This window comes from Streptomyces sp. AM25 (assembly GCF_058146165.1).
Map to the genome: position 1 here is coordinate 161010 of NZ_JBKIWN010000008.1, position 18155 is coordinate 179164.

Here is an 18155-nt window from a genome sequence, read left to right on the forward strand (position 1 = left end):
GCTCGGATCAGACGCCCAGGGTCTGCTTGACCTGCGCCAGGGACGGGTTGGTGAGCGTCGTACCGTTCGGGAAGAGCACGGTCGGGACGGTCTGGTTGCCCCCGTTGGCCTTCTCCACGAAGGCTGCCGCCTCCGGGTCGAGCTCGATGTTCACCTCGGTGTACGCGATTCCCTCGCGGTCCATCTGGCCCTTCAGGCGGCGGCAGTAGCCGCACCAGGTGGTGCTGTACATCGTCACGGCGGACATCGGGGCTCCTTAGGGGGTGGGTGATGCTCCGCGGGGTAGAACGTGCGTCCGCCCCGGGGCATTCCCGCCAGGGCCACTTCCGTCGACTCCCGCATTAATACGACCGCACGGCCCCGCCTGTGGACAACATTCCCGGTCGCCTCCGGGGACCTGGCAGCATGGCGGGGTGACAGCAGCAACGCACTCCTCCCTCTTCCCGCAGGTGCCGGCCTCCGCCGACGCGGTGCTCGACGGGCTCGACCCCGAGCAGCGCGAGGTGGCCACGGCCCTGAGCGGGCCGGTGTGCGTCCTGGCCGGAGCCGGCACGGGCAAGACCCGGGCGATCACCCACCGGATCGCCTACGGCGTCCGCTCCGGAGTCCTCCAGCCCGCCAGTGTGCTCGCCGTCACCTTCACCAACCGCGCCGCGGGGGAGATGCGCGGTCGGCTGCGCCAGCTCGGCGCCGGCGGCGTCCAGGCCCGCACCTTCCACTCGGCGGCCCTGCGCCAGCTGCAGTACTTCTGGCCGAAGGCCGTCGGCGGCGAGCTGCCGCGGCTCGTCGAGCGCAAGATCCAGGTCGTCGCCGAGGCCGCCGCCCGCTGCCGCATCCGCCTCGACCGCAACGAGCTGCGCGACGTGACGGCCGAGATCGAATGGGCGAAGGTCACCCAGACCGTCCCCGAGGACTATCCGGCCGCCGCCGCCAAAGCCGGCCGCGAGGTCCCGCGCGACCCGGCCGAGACCGCCCGCGTCTACGGGATGTACGAGCAGCTCAAGCGCGACCGCGGAGTGATCGACTTCGAGGACGTCCTGCTCCTCGCCGTCGGCGTCCTCCAGGACCGCCACGACATCGCCGAAACCGTCCGCCGCCAGTACCAGCACTTCGTCGTCGACGAGTACCAGGACGTCAGCCCCCTCCAACAGAGGCTGCTGGAGCTGTGGCTGGGCGACCGCGACAACCTCTGCGTCGTCGGCGACGCCAGCCAGACCATCTACTCCTTCACCGGCGCCACCCCCGACCACCTGCTCAACTTCCGCACCCGCCACCCGCAGGCGACGGTCGTCAGGCTCGTCCGCGACTACCGCTCCACCCCGCAGGTGGTCCACCTGGCCAACGGTCTGCTCTCCCAGGCCCGCGGCAGGGCCGCCGAGCACCGGCTGGAGCTGGTCTCCCAACGCCCGCCCGGTCCCGAGCCGCGCTACGCCGAGTTCGCCGACGAGCCCGCCGAGGCCGAGGGCACCGCCCGCCGCATCCGCGAACTCCTCGACTCCGGCGTGCCCGCGAGCGAGATCGCCGTCCTCTACCGGATCAACGCCCAGTCCGAGGTCTACGAGCAGGCCCTCGCCGACGCCGGGATCCCCTACCAGCTGCGCGGCGCCGAGCGGTTCTTCGAGCGCCCCGAGGTCCGCGAGGCCGGGCTGCTGCTGCGCGGCGCCGCCCGCGCCGGCAGCCACGCCGACCCCCAGCTCGCCGACGCCGACGACCTCCCCTCCCAGGTGCGCGCCGTGCTGGGCACCCGTGGCTGGACGCCCGAGCCGCCCGCCGGATCCGGCGCCGTGCGCGACCGCTGGGAGTCCCTGGCCGCCCTGGTGCGGCTCGCCGAGGACTTCGCCCGGGCCCGGCCGCAGGCCACCCTCGCCGATCTCGTCGCCGAACTCGACGAGCGGGCGAGCGCCCAGCACGCGCCCACCGTCGAAGGTGTGACGCTCGCCTCACTCCACGCTGCCAAGGGCCTCGAGTGGGACGCCGTCTTCCTGGTCGGCCTCACCGAGGGCATGCTGCCCATCACCTACGCCAAGACCGACGAGCAGATCGAGGAGGAGCGCCGCCTGCTCTACGTCGGCGTCACCCGGGCCCGGCTGCACCTCACCCTGTCGTGGGCGCTCTCCCGGACCCCCGGCGGCCGCCCCTCGCGCCGTCCCAGCCGCTTCCTCAACGGGCTGCGGCCGGGCTCCGCCGCGCCCCGCCCGGGCTCGGCGGCCGCCGCCGTGGCCCAGGGCGGCATCGAGCGCGGCGACCGGCGCAGACGCCGCGGGCCCGCGCGCTGCAGGGTCTGCGGGCGCACGCTGACGGACGCGGGCGAGATCAAGCTGATGCGCTGCGAGGACTGCCCCTCGGAGCTGGACGAGGCGCTCTACGAGCGGCTGCGCGACTGGCGGGCCGAGCAGGCCCGGCAGCTGGGCCAGCCCGCCTTCTGCATCTTCACGGACAAGACCCTGCTCGCGATCGCCGAGGCCGTCCCGGGAACCGAAGCCGAGCTGGCGTGCATCTCAGGTGTCGGAGGGCGCAAGCTGGACAGGTTCGGCGCCGAGGTCCTGGCCCTGTGCGCGGGGGCGGAACCGACGTCGCAGAACTCCCCGGAAAAATAGTTTGCGCGCGCGGAGGGCATACCCATAGCCTTCCGAGCAGGGAAACAGCGGTTCTTCCGAGAGCTGCTGTGTCCGTGCTGTACTTGCAGAACCGAAACCGAAGAGCCGGACCGGATCACCCCGGTCCCCCGAGACGCCGAGAGGAGGCGGAGAAGATGATCAGCTTTATTGCAGGCAACAAAATGACCGATCGCCGAATCGGCTCCGCCAGCATGCTCGGCTTCACCGCCGATTCCTTCCGGGGCACCGGTGTGTCCGCTGGCGTCCCGGTCTTCCTCGAAGAGCGACCGACCCAGGCGTCTGCGGTAGCGGCAGCAGCGGTGGCAGAGGCGAAGCCCTATGCCCTCGCGGCGGCGGCCAATGGCGCCGGATCCCTGCACCTGCAGCACCAGAACGACTCGATGTGGGCCTTCCGTGGGCTCGAACCCTGGAGAGATCCAGCCTGATCGGCGCGATCAGGTCGGCACCTTCCAGGGCCGCGGAACCCACACCGGGATCCGCGGCCCTTTTGTTTGCCCCCCAAGCCTGGGGAACCAGCCCGGCCACCAGCCGGAACAACAGACGAGGACACACGACACCGTGCAGATCACCACGCACACCCCGTCAGCCACCGACCTGATCCCCCCGCCTGTGCCCACGGAGGACACCTTGACCCCCCTCACCACCCTGACCGAGCTCGACGACGCGATCGAGAACCTCGGCGGCTCGGTTCCCTGCCGCAGCTATGACCCCGAGGTCTTCTTCGCCGAGTCCCCGGCCGATGTGGAGTACGCCAAGTCGCTCTGCCAGACCTGCCCGCTCCGCGAGGCCTGCCTGGCCGGCGCCATGGACCGCCGGGAGCCCTGGGGCGTCTGGGGCGGCGAGCTGTTCGTCCAGGGTGTGGTCGTCGCCCGCAAGCGGCCCCGTGGCCGCCCGCGCAAGAACCCGGTCGCCGCATGAACGCCGCCGGCACCATCGACCGCCCCGTGACGCACGACCCCAAGAAGCAGGATCCGACGATGCAGCACCCGTCCCCCGAGCCATTCGGCTCAGAAGCCCCCGCCCGTGACACCTCCGGTGCGCTGAAGTCGCGCCAGAACAGGACCCGCGAAATGCAACTCATCCCAGAAGCCCTGGCCCGAGCTCATATGCAGAACCGCCTGCAAGAGGCCGAGTCCGAACGCAGGGCTGTCCGGCTGGTCGCCGCCCGGCGGATGCAGCGCCGTGCCGAGCGCGCCTCGCGCCGCGCCCGCCGAGCTCTGGCCATGGCCGTGATGCACTGAGACGACTCACGGGGCCGGTCCACAGGGACCGGCCCCGTTGTGCGCTCCCGGACCGTGCGCGGGGATATCGTCTGGGAGGTGGACCAGAAGACGCATAAACCAGTGCAGTTGGACCCTGAGGCCACCGAGACCGCCACGCCCCTCACGTGCGCTCGCTGTGGCACCACCGCCGACGGTACGCCGCCGACCTGGACCTGCTCCGTCGAGAACGGCACCCGCCGCTACTTCTGCGACGCCTGCGCCCGAGCCAACATCAGATCGATCGAAGGGCGCTTGGACTCGTCCTGGTGGTGAGGGAGGGGGGACTCCTCCGGGAGCCTCCCCCGTCATGTTCTTCGCGGCCCTGCGCGACCCCGCCCCGCACGCCGCCGCATCAGCGTCATCTTCGCCTTCGCCATGCTCCGCGACGGCACCTTCTACGACCCCGAGCCTGCCGGCCGGACTCCGAAGGGGTCTGCCGGCAGCACCACGCGCCCGGCCTTGGGGTCGAACCCGAGCAGCCCCGTGGAGGCACCCTGACCGTCAGGCCGGTGTCTCCTCGCTGTGGGCGTCCTCGGCGAAGCCGGGGACCCACGCCTCCATTTCGTCGCGCAGGCGTACCGTGGCGCCCAGTTGGCACAGGACCCCGATGGTGCTCATCGTCACCCGGTGTATCAGCAGGTAGGACGGCGGCAGGTTGAGCTGCCGGGCCAGCTGGTACGCGGGGGAGCGCGGGTCGGCGATGCGGGTCGCCTGGGAGCGCAGCCAGTCGCGGGTGAAGGTGAACGCATCCGCCTGCGCGGGCTCGATGATCGGGACCAGGTAGTCGAGGACCGCACCCGGATCCAGCTCGATCTCCGGTTTGACGAAGCCCTCGTCCCGCAGCAGTTCGTGGACCGCGTCCGCATCGCCGTCCAGAGCCAGCCGCAGGGCGGTGCCGATCTCGACCGGGAGCCCCTGCGGGAGCCGGTCGACGGTGCCGAAGTCCAGCACGCCCAGCCGCCACTTCTCCGGCGGGCCGTCCGGGGCGTCCCCCGTCAGCAGCCGGAAGTTCCCCGGATGCGGATCGGCGTGCAACAGGCCCGTGCGGGCCGCGCCGGAGAAGAGGAACCGGGCCAGCAACTGCCCTGCACGGTCCCGCTGCTCCTGGGTGCCGTCCGCTATCACCTCGGACAGCGGCACCCCTTCCAGCCATTCCGTCACCAGCACTTGGTCGGCGTGATGGACCACATCGGGCACCACCACATCGCCGTCGCCGGAGAACTCCCGGGCGTGCGCTTTCTGGGCCCGCGCCTCCAACCCGTAGTCCAGTTCCTCCGCGACCCGGTCGCGCAGCTCGGTGATCAAAGGCTTGATGTCCATGCCGGGGATCAGCGGCCCCAGCAGCCGGGCGAATCGGCCCAGTTGCGTCAAGTCCGACAGGAGGGCATCACCCGCACCGGGATACTGCACCTTGACCGCGACCTCGCGGCCGTCGTGCCAGACCGCGCGGTGCACCTGCCCGATCGAGGCCGCTGCCGCGGGCCGGTCCTCGAACTCCTCGAAGAGATCCCGCCAGTCCTTCCCGAGCCGCTCCGCCAGGGCTGCATGCACCGATGCCGTGGGCAGGGGCGGCGCGGCCTCCTGGAGCTTGGTCAACGCGGCCCGGTAGGGGCCGGCGATCTGCTCCGGAAGCGCCGACTCGAAGACGGACAGCGCCTGACCGAGCTTCATGGCCCCGCCCTTGAGCTGCCCCAGCGTGGCGAAGAGCTGCTCGGCCGTGCGCTGCTGGAGCTCCGCGGCGATCATCTCCGCGGGCCGCCCGCCGATGCGTTTGCCGAGCCCGAGCGCAGTGCGCCCTGCGAACCCCAAGGGGAGCGCGGCCAACTTGGCGGTCCGGGTGACCGCCTTGCGGGGTAGATCAGACATGCGCCCCTCCAACTCGCTGAACAGCCGGGCCGCGGACGGCGGTTACCGGGCCATTGTCCCGTGCGGCATCCCCGCGGCCGGAGCATCCCCCGGGCAGGGGAAGTTCGCTGCGCCGCACGGACACCGCGGATGCGGCTCCACGGGCCGCGGGGACCAGGCGGGACCCGGCAGTGCCAGATCCAGCCGAACCCCCGCGCCCGCGGCGGACCCGCCGTCGAGAAAGGCCAGAGCCCGCACCACGGTCAGCCCCGCCACGACCGTGGCCAGTGCCATGTCGCAAGACGGTACCCCCGGACCCCGGCCCGACCTCCACTGGGCGAGCATCCGCGGCCACGCCGGGTCCCGCTCGGCCCGCCCGAGCTCGATACAGGCGGCGCAGGCCGTCGCGCCCGGCAGCACCAGCGGGCCCACCACTCCCGTGGCCTCCAGAACTCCGGCGTACATATGGGGAGTACCGGACGAGAGGAACTCCTCGGCGGTCGCCGGATCCGGGGCGTAGGCCGCGAGCCCGTCGCGCGGGGCGAACACCACCAGCGCCAGGGGCGGCTCGGCGGCCGGATCCCCGTTGCCCCCGGGGCGGGACCGCGGGCGGGGCAGCGGCGCGGCCCGGCGGACCGCCCGGCGGGCGGCGGCATCCCTGCGCTCGCCGGTCTGCTCGGGATCCACCCCGCCGGGCGCCACGTCCCAGGGGCCGACGCAGCCGCCGTCCATCACGTCCACCCGCCCGACCCCCGAGGCCGACAGCAGGGCCGCGACGGCTGCGCCGACCCGCCCGGCCCCGCGCACCTGCACCCGCATGGTCTGCCGCGCGGCCATCAGCCGCATCGCCGTGCCGGGTTCGGGATGGAGGACGGAGAGCGAGGCCAGGTCGGGCCGGAGCCGTTGCAGGGCGTCGCCGTCGCTCCGCTCGCGCAGGGCGGCCGCGCCCTCCCCGCCGCTGCGCGGGTCGTCGAGCAGGCCGGCCGAGCCGAGCCGCTCCACCAGCCCGTCGGCCTTGCCCTCCGGCAGCCCCATGCCCCGGGCCTCCTCGCGGAGCAGGGGCAGGCCGCGGGTCCCGTCGAGCAGGCCGAGGAAGGAACCGGTCGCGGTGTCGACCGGGCCGACCAGGACGGCGTGGGCCGGGCCGACGCCGAACTGCACGTGGGCGCGGTCGCGCCAGGCCCGCCGCAGGGCGGGCTTGATCATCGGGTGTGCGGAGCCGGGACGGGCCCGGACGATGGGCGTCGGGTGTGCGGACATGGTTCCCCCTCGGTCTCGCCGGGCCGGGCCGATCCGGTCGGCGACGGGATCAGCATGCCCGTCCGGGCACGGAGCCGCGCGGAGTTGTCCACAGGTCAGGGATGATTGTCATACAAGCCGTGCGCTGCGGGTGTGTTTCGCCGACAACCGGGCCGCGGGCAGGACTTCGCGCGCCGCCAACGGGTAACGTCGGGGCGTGCCCGCCGACCCCCTGCACAGTGCCGCAAGACCACCGCGCAGCGCCCCGAGCCCGTACTCCAGAGGGCCCGAGAGCCACGCGGTCGAGGTCCGGCGGAGCGCGCGTCGCCGCAGAACGGTCTCCGCGTACCGCGAGGGCGACCGGACGGTGGTGCTGATCCCGGCGCGGATGTCGGATGCGGAGGAGCAGCGCTGGGTCACCGTGATGCTCGACAAGCTCGCGGCGCAGGAGAGCAGGAGGATGCTCGGCGACGCCGAGCTCGCCGAGCGGGCCGGGCGGCTGTCCGGGCAGTACCTGGAGGGCCTGGCGCGCCCCGACTCGGTCCGCTGGGTCACCAACCAGAACACCCGCTGGGGGTCCTGCACGCCTGCCGAGGGCAGCATCCGGCTCTCGCACCGGCTCCAGGGGATGCCCGAGTACGTGGTGGACTACGTGCTCCTGCACGAGCTGGCGCATCTGCTCGTTCCCGGGCACGGGCCGGCCTTCTGGCAGCTGCTGGAGTCGTACCCGCGCACCGAGCGGGCCCGCGGATACCTCGAAGGCGTGGTCGCCGCCGAGCGATTGCCGCATCTCCCGGCCGCCCGCAGCGAGTGAGGCTGCGGGTAGCCTGGCGCACATGTCCCGGGAATTCCAGCGCGGCCACAGGGCCAGGATCAGTGACCTGACGGCGGGGACCGAACTGTACGTGGGGGTGCAGGCGGGCGGTGCCGGAGCGGCCTTCGACATCAGCTGCTTCGGTCTGGACGCCGGCGAACGGCTCTCCGACGACCGGTACTTCGTCTTCTACAACCAGCCCGCCTCGCCCGAGGGGGCCATCCGCCAACTCGGGCCGCAGGCCGGTGACACGGAGTCGTTCCACGTCTCCCTCGACCGCATTCCGGCGCACATCCACAAGCTCGCCTTCACCGCGACGGTCGACGGCGAGGGACTGATGTCGCAGACCGGGCCCGGCTGCATCCGTCTCGTCGCGGGAGGGGTGGAGATCGCCCGGTACTCCTTCACCGGCGCGGAGTTCAGCACCGAGCGGGCCGTGATGCTCGCCGACGTCTACCGCAAGGACGGGTGGCGGTTCGCCGCGGTCGGCCAGGGGTTCGACGGCGGACTGGAGGCGCTGCTGACGAACTTCGGCGGCGAGGTCATCGAAGAGCAGGAGCCGCAGCCGGTCCCGGAGGCGGCGCCCCCGGTGCAGCCGGTTCCGGAGCCGGTGCCGGACCAGGGCTCCGGGCTGCACTACGCGCCCACCCTCGCCGCGCCCATCGCCCCGCCCGGCTACTTCTCCGGCGAGACCACCGGCCCCGCGCCGTCCGGCCCGTACGGGGGCGGGTCCCACGGCGGCGGGTCGTACGGGGGCGTCGTGCCGCCTCCCGGTCCGCCCCCGCCGCCCGGAGTGCCGGGCCGGCGCGCCCCGTACGGCCGTTGACCATGTGTAAGGGGCGCCCACCCTTGGTGGACGCCCCTTACACATCGGCTGCTCACCGGCCGTTCCGTCACAGGCGCGCGAGCGTCCGCTCCAGCAGCCGGACCACGGAGTCGTCCGCGACCCCGGCCACCTCGTCGTAGGCGAACCAGCGCAGGTCCAGTGACTCGTCGCTGATCGTGGCCGCCGCGCCCCGCGGCGCCAGTGCCGCGTACTGCACGTCCAGATGCCAGTTGCACGGCGCCGGGATGGGGTGCCGGTCCAGGCGCACCGGGCCGCCCGGCAGCAGCGTCAGGCCCGTGATGCCGGACTCCTCGGTGGCCTCCCGCAGGGCGGCCGCCTCCAGCGTGGTGTCACCCGGCTCGCAGTGGCCGCCCATCTGCAGCCACATCTGCAGCTTGCGGTGCAGGGTGAGCAGCACCCGGCGGTGCTCCGGGTCGATCACCAGCGCGCTGGCGGTGACGTGCCCCGCTTGGCAGGGCTTCCACATGCCGTCCGCACGGGACGCCAGGTGGTCCAGGTAGAGCCCGCGCAACTCCGGTTGGTCCGCGTACTCCTTCAGCACGCGGACCGCGTTCTCGTGCAGGCTCACTTGTCGCTGCCGCCCTGGTCGCCCTTGCCGTCCTCGCCGTTCTCCTGCTCCTTGCCGGAGCCGTCGGCGGCGTCGCCCTTGCCGCCGGCCGGGCCGCCGCTCGCCGCCTCGCCGAGCATCTTGTCGAGCTCGGAGAAGTCCAGGTGCTCGCGGTGGACGAAGCCGTCCGGGTCGTCCAGGTCGGCCGCCGTCGGCAGCATGTCCGGGTGCTCCCACAGGGCGTCGCGGCCGTCCGCGCCGCGGGCGTCCGTCAGAGAGGCCCACAGCCGGGAGGCGTCCCGCAGCCTGCGGGGGCGCAGCTCCAGGCCGATCAGCGTGGCGAAGGTCTGCTCGGCGGGGCCGCCGGTGGCGCGGCGCCTGCGCAGCGTCTCGCGCAGCGCGTCGGCGGACGGCAGGTGCGGCGCGGCCGCGGCGTGGACGACGGCGTCGACCCAGCCCTCGACGAGCGCCAGAGCGGTCTCCAGCCGGGCCAGGGCCGCCTTCTGCTCCGGGGTGTCCTCCGGCTGGAACATGCCCTGCTGCAGCGCCTCCTGGAGCTGCTCGGGGTGCGTGGGGTCGAGCTGACCGACCACGTCCTCGAGCTTCGCGGTGTCGACCTTGATGCCCCGGGCGTAGCCCTCGACGGCGCCGAACAGGTGCGAGCGCAGCCACGGCACGTGGGCGAAGAGCCGCTGGTGGGCGGCCTCGCGCAGCGCCAGGTACAGGCGCACCTGGTCCTGCGGGACGCCGAGCCCGGAGCCGAGCGCGGCGATGTTCACCGGCAGCAGCGCGGCCTTGCCGGCCGGGCCGAGCGGCAGGCCGATGTCGGTGGAGCCGACCACCTCGCCCGCCAGGACGCCCACGGCCTGGCCGATCTGGGTGCCGAACATGGCGCCGCCCATGCTGCGCATCATGCCGAGCAGCGGGCCCGCCATGGCCTGCATCTCCTCGGGCAGCACGTCGCCCATGGCCGCGCCGACCCGCTCGGCGACCGGGTCGACCAGGTCCTTCCACACCGGGAGGGTCGCCTCGACCCACTCGGCGCGGCTCCACGCCACGGCGGTCCCGGAACCCGAGGGCAGCGACGTCACGCCGTCGAGCCACAGGTCGGCCAGCCGCACGGCCTCCTCGATCCCGGCCCGCTCGCCGTCCGAGACGCTGGCGTCCTTGCTGCCGTCGGCGGTGCCCTGGGCGACGGTGCGGCGCGCGATGTCCTTGGCCATGTCCCAGTTCACCGGGCCGCCCTCGTAGGAGAGCATCTGGCCGAGCTGCTGGAAGGCGGCGCCCAGGTCGTTCGGGTTCATCGAACCGAACATCGCGGCGAACGGGTTGTCCCCGCCGCCCGCAGGCCCGCCGAAGCCGAAGGGATTCGCGGGTCCCTGTCCGCCACCCTGGTCACCGCCCTTCTTCTTGCCGTTGTCGCCGTCCTCCGGCTCCTCCGGCGGAAGACCGAATCCGAATGGGGTGTCACTCACGGGTTTCCTCGGCTCGTAGGGCCACCGGCTCCGTACCGGCGGCGAATGCCCTTCAACACCACCCAGCGTAGACACCCTGCCGGTATCGGGGCTTGGTGCTCCGCCGACCCGGGGCCTGCGGCAGGATGGACGTCACCTGGTCCGTACGCGTCATGACACTCGTGATGGCGCTTACGTACCGAAGACAACCGCTGGAGACGCCCGGTGAGTTCCCCCGACCGAGAAGTTCGCGCAGCGCGAAACGGTTCCGCGAGCGACAGTACGACCCCGCACGGCCGCCGTCCCGTGGTCGCGGTCACCGGTGCCGCGAGCGGTGTCGGCGCGCTGCTGACACGGCGGCTGGCCGCGTCCGAGCACGTCAAGCACGTGGTGGCCATCGACGAGCGGCGCGGTGACGTCACCGAGGCGCAGTGGCACGTGCTCGACGTCCGTGACCCGGTGATCGCCGAGAAGCTGCGCGGCGCCGACGTCGTGGTCCACCTCGCGCTCGACCTGGACCTGGAGTCCGACGCCGCAGCCCGGACCGCCTACAACGTGCGCGGCACCCAGACGGTGCTCACCGCGGCCGCCGCCGCAGGTGTGCACCGTGTGGTGCTGTGCACGTCGGCGATGGTCTACGGGGCGCACCCGGACAACGACGTTCCGCTCGCCGAGGACGCGGAGCTGCGGGCCACCGCCGAGGCCACCGGGGTGGGCGACCTGCTGGAGATAGAGCGGCTCGCGAAACGGGCCCCCCGGGCGCACCCGGGTCTGAACGTCACCGTGCTGCGGCCGGCCGTCCTGGTCGGCGGCGGCACCGACACCGCTCTGACCCGCTACTTCGAGTCGCCCCGCCTCCTGGTGGTCGCCGGATCCCGGCCGACCTGGCAGTTCTGCCACGTGGAGGACCTGGTGAGCGCGCTGGAGTTCGCGGCGCTGGAGAAGGCCGAGGGGGAGCTGGCGGTCGGCTGCGACGGCTGGCTGGAGCAGGAGGAGGTCGAGGAGCTCACCGGCATCCGGCGCATGGAGCTGCCCTCGGCCGTCGCCCTGGGCGCCGCCTCCCGGTTGCACCGGCTGGGCCTGACCCCGTCCCCGGCCGGTGACCTCGAGTACACGATGCACCCGTGGGTGGTCAGCGGGCACCGGCTGCACGACGCGGGCTGGCGGCCGCGGTGGACCAACGAGGAGGTCCTGGCGGAGCTGCTGGAGGAGGCCGCCGGCAGACACACGGTGGTCGGCCGCCGACTGGGCCGCAAGGACGCCACGGCCGCGGGCGCCGCGGGCGCCACGGTCGCCCTGCTGGGTACCGCGGCCCTGGTCCGGCGGGCCCGCAAGGCGCGCCGCCGGATGTAGCCGCTGCACGCCGGGCCGGCGGCCGGGCCCGGCGGATCGTACGGACGAGCGGGTGTACGCCCGGTCGAACGGCCATTGGTGGCCGCCCGCCCGAGTGCGGCACGATGGACAGCATGGCTCCGACCCACGATCACCCCGGCGAGCTCGCCGCCGACGGTCCCGTCCGCCTGCTGGCGGTGCGGGACACCCCGTTGTCCCTGGACGAGGTCTTCGCGGCGGTCGGTGACGACGCCGCGGGCGGCACCGCACTGTTCGTGGGCACCGTGCGCGACCACGACGGCGGCGCGGACGTCACCGGGCTCGGCTACTCCGCGCACCCCACGGCCGAGGACGAGCTGCGCCGGGTCGCCGAGAAGGTCGCGGCGGACTTCCCCGTCCGGGCCCTGGCGGCCGTGCACCGCGTGGGGGACCTGTCCGTGGGCGACCTGGCCGTGGTGGTGGCGGTCTCCTGCCCGCACCGGGCGGAGGCCTTCGCGGCCTGCCGGCGGCTCATCGACGACCTCAAGCGCGAGGTGCCGATCTGGAAGCATCAGACGTTCGCGGACGGAACCGAGGAGTGGGTCGGCGCGTCGTAGAGATGCGGTGGCCGGACGCGTCCTGCGCGGTGTCCGGATCTGCTCACATACGGGCCGCTCCCGGTTGCGTAACCGGCCCCCTGACGTAAGCGTTGAGACCGAAGACGACTAATCTGCTCATCGGTTCAGCTCGTCCTTGCTCGACGGTGTTCGTCATCGAGTTGCGATTGTGTAAGGAGTCGGAGGCCGGCATGGCGGCGCTCGCGTGGTTGCTGATTCCCGTTGCCGCGGCTGTCGTCGCCGCCCTGTGGGGAAGCTGGGCGGCCCGGAACCGCAAGACCGGTGACGTCTCGGAACTGGCGGGTTATGCGCGATTCCGTGAGGCGATGGAGCGGTCGGAGTCCGGCTCCGGACCGTCGGCCTGAGGGGCGGGGGAGCGGGGTCACGCGCTGCTCACCCCCGGACGGACCGCCCCGGGAGTGGACTGTCGGACCCATCCCGTACTGTCGTTCCATGCCCCGCCGCACTGCGACGATGCTCGCCTCCCTCCTGACGCTGATCGCGCTGGCCTGTGTCGGCGTCCTGATGCCCGTGCCGTACGCGGAGATGTCCCCGGGGCCCACGGTGAACACGCTGGGCGAGCACGGCGGCGAGCCGGTGCTGCAGATCTCCGGGCACAAGACGTACCCGACCACCGGCAATCTCAACATGACCACGGTCCGGGTGACGGGCTCGCAGTACCGCATGAATCTGGTCGAAGCCCTCTACGGCTGGCTCACCCACGACAACCTGGTCGTCCCGCACAGCACGCTCTACCCGGACGACAAGTCCCCGGACGAGCTCAACCAGGAGACGGCGGAGGAATTCAGCCAGTCCCAGGAGAGCGCCAAGGTGGCCGCGCTCAAGCAGCTGGGCATCCCGGTCGGCACCCGGGTGATCGTCTCGTCCGTGGTCAAGGGCAGCCCCGCGGAAGGGCAGTTGCACGCCGGAGACGTGATCAAGGCGGTCGACGGCCAGGAGGTCAAGCAGCCGGGCGACGTCGCCGCGCTCGTCACCAAGCACCAGCCCGGTCAGAAGGTGACGTTCCTGGTCGTCCCCGCGAAGGAGGCGGCCGCGGCGGAGAAGGAGAAGCGCCAGCCGAAGGTGGAGGACACCGTCTCCCTCGTCACCGCCAAGGCGCCCGACGACGCGAAGCGCGCCATCGTGGGCATCCAGGCCGGGACGGACCACACCTTCCCGTTCACGATCAACATCAAGCTGGCGGACGTCGGCGGGCCGAGCGCCGGCCTGATGTTCGCGCTCGGCATAGTCGACAAGCTCACCCCCGACGACCTGACCGGCGGGAAGTTCGTCGCGGGGACGGGCACGATCGACGACAACGGCAAGGTCGGGCCGATCGGCGGCATCGAGATGAAGACGGTCGGGGCGCGCTCCAAGGGCGCCCGGTACTTCCTGACGCCCAGCGACAACTGCGCGGCCGCCGCCAAGGACACCCCTGCGGGGCTCACGCTGGTCAAGGTCGACACCATAGGTGACGCCCTGAAGTCCCTGGACAAGATCAAGAAGGGGGACTCGGCCGGTCTGCCCCGCTGCTCCGCCGGTTAGCCCGCGGCGGCCTGCAGCCGACGAGCACAGTCCGTCGGCTGCAGGCCGTGCGTGGCTGGTCGCGCAGTTCCCCGCGCCCCTTACGGGGCTACTCCGCGAACGTCGCCGCCAGTGCCTCCGCCAGGCCCGGGACCAGGTCTGCGCCGGTGAGGACCTCCTTGGGGGAGTCCTTCTCGCGCAGCCGCAGGGCGGTCTCCCGGGCGCCGTCGCGCAGCACGGCCACGGTCATCCGGACCTCCTGGCGCTCGGGGTGCCTGGCCACCCAGGCGGCGAGCTGCTTCTCGCTCATCCCGTGCGGCACGGAGCCCTCTGCGGACGGCGGGAGCATCTGCCGCTCCACGGTCAGGGCACAGCCGGCCACCGCATCCGGCCAGGCGATCGTGCCGAGGAACTTGTCGAGCGGGGTGCCCGGGGGCACCTCGTCCTGCTCGACGGGGGTGTAGGAGGCGCTGTCGCCTGCGGACTCGTCGAGGCCGAGCTGGGCGGCCAGGGAAGGCTCCTGAGCGCGCAGCTTCGCGGTGTCGACGAGGGCGAAGAGCCGGGCGGGCTGGTCCCAGCCGAGCGTGGCGGCGTATTCGTCGATCTCGAGGACGGCACGGGTCAGCGGGCTCGCGGCCATGGGAGCGCTGGGGTCGGGGAGGCTCGAGGAGCCGGTGTTGCTGGACATGTTCAATATCGTGCACCGAGAAGGGCCGAAATCGGGAACCGAGTAAAGCCTCGGTAAGTTGCCACACTGGGTCCTACTATCGCCTGGGCCTGATCGACAGCTCCATCGACAGCGAACTTCGAGGTGCGCACCTTGGCTTTCCAGATGCCGGACCGCGGCGGAGGCCCCACGGGGCCACGGATCAGAGTCGGACGGCCGTCGCGACGGCTGCGGACCCTGCTGACGACCTTGGGTGTGCTGGCAGTGCTGGCCATGCTCTTCGTCATGTTCGCGGGGTTCTGGACCGACTGGCTCTGGTACCGCTCCGTGGACTACTCCTCGGTCTTCACCACCACTCTCGGCACCAAGATCGGCCTGTTCGCGGTCTTCGGTGTGCTGATGGCCCTCGCGGTGGGGGTCAACATCTGGCTGGCGCACCGGCTGCGGCCGCCGCTGAGCGCGATGTCGATGGAGCAGCAGAGCCTCGACCGCTACCGGATGAGCATCGCCCCGTACAAGCGGTGGGCCCTGCTGGCGGTCTCCGCGCTGATCGGCCTGGTGGCGGGTGCGTCCGCCGCCGGGCAGTGGCGTACGTGGCTGCAGTGGGTGAACGCGGTGCCCTTCGGCCAGAAGGATCCGCAGTTCCACAAGGACATCGCGTTCTACACGTTCGACCTGCCCTGGTACCGCTTCCTGCTGAGCTTCGGCTTCGCCGCGACGGTGCTCTCGCTGATCGCCGCCGCGCTGGTGCACTACCTCTACGGCGGGCTGCGGCTGACCAGCCCCGGCGGGCGGGCCACGGCCGCCGCCACGGGCCATCTGTCCGTGCTGCTCGGCTTCTTCGTGATGCTCAAGGCCGTCGCGTACTGGCTGGACCGGTACGGGCTGGCGGTGAAGTCCAGCGGGCTGAAGTCGACCGAGGGGTGGACGGGCCTGCGGTATGTGGACGCCAACGCCTATCTGCCCGCCAAGACGATCCTGTTCATCATCGCGCTGATCTGTGCGGCGCTGTTCTTTGCGACGCTCTGGCGGCGCACCTGGCAGCTGCCGGTGATCGGCTTCGGCCTGATGGTGCTCTCTGCGGTGCTGATCGGCGGGCTCTACCCGGCGATCGTGCAGAAGTTCCAGGTCCAGCCGAACGAGCAGGCCAAGGAAGCCCCGTACATCAAGAAGAACATCACCGCGACGCGTGAGGCCTACGGCATCGACGACGCCCAGGTGAAGGAGTATGCGGGCAGCAGTGATCTGAACGGCAAGGACAAGCAGAAGTTGCGTGCGGACGCGGACTCCACGGCCAGTCTGCGGCTGCTCGACCCCAACATCGTCTCGCCCACCTTCCAGCAGCTCCAGCAGGTGCGTGGGTACTACCAGTTCCCGTCCACCCTGGACGTCGACCGCTACAAGGTCGACGGCAAGGAGCAGGACACGGTCATCGGTCTGCGCGAGCTGAACATCAACGGGATTCCCGAGCGCAACTGGATCAACGACCACTTCAAGTACACCCACGGATACGGTGCCATCACCGCCAAGGGCACCAGCACCGCCGACGGCGGCGCCCCGGACTTCACCGAGAAGAACCTGCCGACGGACGGCAAGCTCGGCTCGTACGAGCAGCGCGTCTACTACGGCGAGAAGACGACGCAGTATTCGATCGTCGGCGGTCCGCAGAAGGAGCTGGACTACTCCGGCGACCAGGGCGAGAAGAGCTACAGCTACGAGGGCAAGAGCGGCGTGAGCCTCTCGAACGCGGTCAACCGGGCCGCCTATGCGGTGGCGTTCGGCGAGCCGCAGATCCTCTACTCCGGTGCCATCGGCGACGGCTCGCGCATTCTGTACAACCGCACGCCCAAGGAGCGCGTGGAGGCCGTCGCCCCCTGGCTGACCATCGACGGCGACGCCTATCCGGCCGTGGTCGACGGCCGCATCCAGTGGATCGTCGACGCCTACACCACGACCAACGGCTATCCGTACGCGTCCCGTACGACCCTGGGCGACACGACCGCGGACTCGCTGACCAACGGGCAGCGTGCGGTGGTCGCCCAGCAGAACCAGGTCAACTACATCCGCAATTCCGTCAAGGCCACGATCGACGCCTACGACGGCTCGGTGAAGCTGTACCAGTGGGACACCAAGGACCCGGTGCTCAAGACCTGGATGAAGGCGTTCCCGGGCACGGTGAAGCCGAAGAGCGAGATCTCCTCCGGGCTGATGGACCATCTCCGGTACCCGCAGGACCTGTTCAAGGTGCAGCGCGAGCTGCTCACGCGCTACCACGTGACCAACCCGGGCACGTTCTACACCGGCAGTGAGCGCTGGCAGGTGCCGGACGACCCGACCAACAAGTCGGGCAATGCGGTTCCGCCGTACTACCTGAGCATGAAGATGCCGGACCAGAACGCGCAGACCTTCTCGCTCACCACGACGTTCACGCCCAAGAGCCGGGAGAACCTCGGTGCGTTCATGGCGGTGGACGCGAATGCCACGAGCCCGGACTACGGGAAGATCCGGATCCTCAAGCTGCCGTCGGAGACCACGGTCTCCGGTCCGCAACAGGTGCAGAGCAAGTTCAACGGCGACCCGGAGATCGCCAATAAGATCAATATCCTGAAACGGGGCGACTCCGAGATCGAGTACGGCAATCTGCTGACCGTCCCGCTCGACGACGGTCTGCTCTACGTCGAGCCGGTGTACGTGCGTGGTGCCGGCACCAACTACCCGCTGCTGAAGAAGGTTCTGGTCACCTACGGCGACAAGACGGCCTTCGAGGACAACCTCACGCAGGCGCTCGACGTGGTGTTCGGGGTGAAGAGCCCGGAGCCCGGGACCAAACCGCCGGCCGAGGGCACCACCAAGCCGCCCGTCTCCCAGAACGCCGACGTCCAGGCGGCCCTGAAGGATGCTCAGGACGCCTTCGAGTCCGGCCAGAAGGCGCTCGCCGCCCAGGACTGGGCGGCGTACGGCAAGGCCCAGCAGGCCCTGAAGGACGCGCTCGACCGCGCCGCCAAGGCCGAGGCCGCGGCGGCCGGCAACGGGGGCAAGCCGGGCAGCCGGTAAGGGGCCGCCCCGCGCCGTGGTACGGTTGACCCACAACGGCGCGGGGTGGAGCAGCTCGGTAGCTCGCTGGGCTCATAACCCAGAGGTCGCAGGTTCAAATCCTGTCCCCGCTACTCACAGGACAAGGCCCGGAGTTCTCGACTCCGGGCCTTGTCGTATGTGCGGGCCGCCTGTACGACCGTTGGACTGCCGTGCGCTCGTGCGGGGGTCGGACCGGACAGCAGTCCATGCCCGGCGCGAGGCGGTCTGTGCGGGTTGTGTGCGGGGGTTTTGATTAGAGTTTGGAGCACCGCCGTGTCGGGAAGTCGGGAAGTCGACAAAACGCTGAAGTGACCTCACTGGCTGCGGTATTCCAG

At 71.5% G+C, this 18155-nt stretch carries 17 protein-coding genes, 1 tRNA gene and 1 pseudogene; 13 read left to right on the plus strand and 6 right to left on the minus strand.

Features of this window, described 5'->3' with window-relative positions; all coding sequences use genetic code 11:
* Positions 1 to 7: 7 nt before the first annotated feature.
* Positions 8 to 247 (minus strand): mycoredoxin, encoded by a 240-nt coding sequence (locus ACLHRZ_RS12340; RefSeq protein ID WP_490418405.1) that lies wholly within the window; start codon positions 245 to 247, stop codon positions 8 to 10.
* A gap of 166 nt (positions 248 to 413) precedes the next feature.
* Between ACLHRZ_RS12340 and ACLHRZ_RS12345 the strand changes: the two genes are divergently transcribed.
* The 5 genes from ACLHRZ_RS12345 (at position 414) to ACLHRZ_RS12365 (ending at position 4153) form a co-directional block, all read left to right on the plus strand.
* Positions 414 to 2597, plus strand: coding sequence for an ATP-dependent DNA helicase UvrD2 (locus ACLHRZ_RS12345; RefSeq protein WP_490418406.1), 2184 nt, complete (start codon positions 414 to 416; stop codon positions 2595 to 2597).
* Between the two features lie 155 nt (positions 2598 to 2752).
* Positions 2753 to 3043: a hypothetical protein gene (locus ACLHRZ_RS12350; protein ID WP_490418407.1), complete on the plus strand. Its 291-nt coding sequence runs from the start codon at positions 2753 to 2755 to the stop codon at positions 3041 to 3043.
* A gap of 133 nt (positions 3044 to 3176) precedes the next feature.
* Positions 3177 to 3536, plus strand: coding sequence for a WhiB family transcriptional regulator (locus tag ACLHRZ_RS12355; protein ID WP_171085500.1), 360 nt, complete (start codon positions 3177 to 3179; stop codon positions 3534 to 3536).
* On the plus strand, positions 3533 to 3859 hold the full coding sequence (locus tag ACLHRZ_RS12360; protein ID WP_490418408.1) for a putative WhiB-interacting protein: 327 nt from the start codon (positions 3533 to 3535) through the stop codon (positions 3857 to 3859). The genes ACLHRZ_RS12355 and ACLHRZ_RS12360 overlap by 4 nt, the downstream gene beginning before the upstream one ends.
* A 78-nt stretch (positions 3860 to 3937) precedes the next feature.
* Entirely contained in the window at positions 3938 to 4153 is a 216-nt protein-coding gene (locus tag ACLHRZ_RS12365) for a hypothetical protein (RefSeq protein ID WP_490418409.1), read from the plus strand.
* A gap of 228 nt (positions 4154 to 4381) precedes the next feature.
* On the opposite strand, the gene ACLHRZ_RS12370 is transcribed toward ACLHRZ_RS12365, so the two are convergent.
* Positions 4382 to 5746 carry an ABC1 kinase family protein gene (locus ACLHRZ_RS12370; protein WP_490418410.1) on the minus strand — a complete coding sequence of 455 codons (1365 nt, stop codon included), beginning with the start codon at positions 5744 to 5746 and terminating at the stop codon, positions 4382 to 4384.
* Positions 5747 to 5788: 42 nt separating this feature from the next.
* A complete protein-coding gene (locus ACLHRZ_RS12375) occupies positions 5789 to 6985 on the minus strand; it encodes a ThiF family adenylyltransferase (RefSeq protein WP_490418411.1) in 1197 nt (398 codons plus the stop codon).
* Positions 6986 to 7181: 196 nt separating this feature from the next.
* On the opposite strand from ACLHRZ_RS12375, the gene ACLHRZ_RS12380 reads away from it, so the two are divergent.
* Positions 7182 to 7778 carry a M48 metallopeptidase family protein gene (locus ACLHRZ_RS12380; RefSeq protein WP_490418412.1) on the plus strand — a complete coding sequence of 199 codons (597 nt, stop codon included), beginning with the start codon at positions 7182 to 7184 and terminating at the stop codon, positions 7776 to 7778.
* Between the two features lie 22 nt (positions 7779 to 7800).
* Positions 7801 to 8598 (plus strand): annotated as a pseudogene (locus tag ACLHRZ_RS12385) (TerD family protein); the annotation flags it as partial.
* 73 nt (positions 8599 to 8671) lie between these two features.
* Here the strand turns inward: ACLHRZ_RS12385 and ACLHRZ_RS12390 are convergent.
* Together ACLHRZ_RS12390 and ACLHRZ_RS12395 are read right to left on the minus strand one after the other, a co-directional pair.
* Complete coding sequence (locus ACLHRZ_RS12390; RefSeq protein WP_490418413.1) at positions 8672 to 9193, minus strand: NUDIX hydrolase; 522 nt, start codon at positions 9191 to 9193, stop codon at positions 8672 to 8674.
* Positions 9190 to 10647: a zinc-dependent metalloprotease gene (locus ACLHRZ_RS12395; RefSeq protein ID WP_490418414.1), complete on the minus strand. Its 1458-nt coding sequence runs from the start codon at positions 10645 to 10647 to the stop codon at positions 9190 to 9192. Before ACLHRZ_RS12395 ends, ACLHRZ_RS12390 begins: the two co-directional genes overlap by 4 nt.
* Positions 10648 to 10851: 204 nt before the next feature.
* Here ACLHRZ_RS12395 and ACLHRZ_RS12400 point away from each other — a divergent pair, with 204 nt between their 5' ends.
* From ACLHRZ_RS12400 to ACLHRZ_RS12415, 4 genes are all read left to right on the plus strand, one after another.
* A complete protein-coding gene (locus ACLHRZ_RS12400; protein ID WP_490418415.1) occupies positions 10852 to 11979 on the plus strand; it encodes an SDR family oxidoreductase in 1128 nt (375 codons plus the stop codon).
* Between the two features lie 113 nt (positions 11980 to 12092).
* Positions 12093 to 12554 (plus strand): molybdenum cofactor biosynthesis protein MoaE, encoded by a 462-nt coding sequence (locus tag ACLHRZ_RS12405; RefSeq protein ID WP_490418416.1) that lies wholly within the window; start codon positions 12093 to 12095, stop codon positions 12552 to 12554.
* Positions 12555 to 12700: 146 nt separating this feature from the next.
* Positions 12701 to 12919 carry a hypothetical protein gene (locus ACLHRZ_RS12410; RefSeq protein ID WP_490418474.1) on the plus strand — a complete coding sequence of 73 codons (219 nt, stop codon included), beginning with the start codon at positions 12701 to 12703 and terminating at the stop codon, positions 12917 to 12919.
* 88 nt (positions 12920 to 13007) lie between these two features.
* Positions 13008 to 14099 carry a YlbL family protein gene (locus ACLHRZ_RS12415; protein ID WP_490418417.1) on the plus strand — a complete coding sequence of 364 codons (1092 nt, stop codon included), beginning with the start codon at positions 13008 to 13010 and terminating at the stop codon, positions 14097 to 14099.
* An 88-nt stretch (positions 14100 to 14187) separates the two neighbouring features.
* Here the strand turns inward: ACLHRZ_RS12415 and ACLHRZ_RS12420 are convergent, their stop codons facing one another.
* Positions 14188 to 14766 carry a PPA1309 family protein gene (locus ACLHRZ_RS12420; RefSeq protein WP_490418418.1) on the minus strand — a complete coding sequence of 193 codons (579 nt, stop codon included), beginning with the start codon at positions 14764 to 14766 and terminating at the stop codon, positions 14188 to 14190.
* Between the two features lie 144 nt (positions 14767 to 14910).
* Between ACLHRZ_RS12420 and ACLHRZ_RS12425 the strand changes: the two genes are divergently transcribed.
* Both ACLHRZ_RS12425 and ACLHRZ_RS12430 read left to right on the plus strand, forming a co-directional pair.
* Complete coding sequence (locus ACLHRZ_RS12425) at positions 14911 to 17799, plus strand: UPF0182 family membrane protein (RefSeq protein WP_490418470.1); 2889 nt, start codon at positions 14911 to 14913, stop codon at positions 17797 to 17799.
* A 39-nt stretch (positions 17800 to 17838) separates the two neighbouring features.
* A tRNA-Met gene (locus tag ACLHRZ_RS12430) sits at positions 17839 to 17912 on the plus strand.
* Positions 17913 to 18155: the final 243 nt, after the last annotated feature.

Excerpts from the sequence above, each read along its gene's own strand:
- ACLHRZ_RS12420 (WP_490418418.1), bottom strand. The coding sequence starts at position 14,766 with ATGTCCAGCAACACCGGCTCCTCGAGCCTCCCCGACCCCAGCGCTCCC.
- ACLHRZ_RS12425 (WP_490418470.1), top strand. The coding sequence starts at position 14,911 with ATGCCGGACCGCGGCGGAGGCCCCACGGGGCCACGGATCAGAGTCGGA.
- ACLHRZ_RS12370 (WP_490418410.1), bottom strand. The coding sequence starts at position 5,746 with ATGTCTGATCTACCCCGCAAGGCGGTCACCCGGACCGCCAAGTTGGCC.
- ACLHRZ_RS12350 (WP_490418407.1), top strand. The coding sequence starts at position 2,753 with ATGATCAGCTTTATTGCAGGCAACAAAATGACCGATCGCCGAATCGGC.
- ACLHRZ_RS12340 (WP_490418405.1), bottom strand. The coding sequence starts at position 247 with ATGTCCGCCGTGACGATGTACAGCACCACCTGGTGCGGCTACTGCCGC.
- ACLHRZ_RS12405 (WP_490418416.1), top strand. The coding sequence starts at position 12,093 with ATGGCTCCGACCCACGATCACCCCGGCGAGCTCGCCGCCGACGGTCCC.
- ACLHRZ_RS12360 (WP_490418408.1), top strand. The coding sequence starts at position 3,533 with ATGAACGCCGCCGGCACCATCGACCGCCCCGTGACGCACGACCCCAAG.
- ACLHRZ_RS12415 (WP_490418417.1), top strand. The coding sequence starts at position 13,008 with ATGCCCCGCCGCACTGCGACGATGCTCGCCTCCCTCCTGACGCTGATC.
- ACLHRZ_RS12375 (WP_490418411.1), bottom strand. The coding sequence starts at position 6,985 with ATGTCCGCACACCCGACGCCCATCGTCCGGGCCCGTCCCGGCTCCGCA.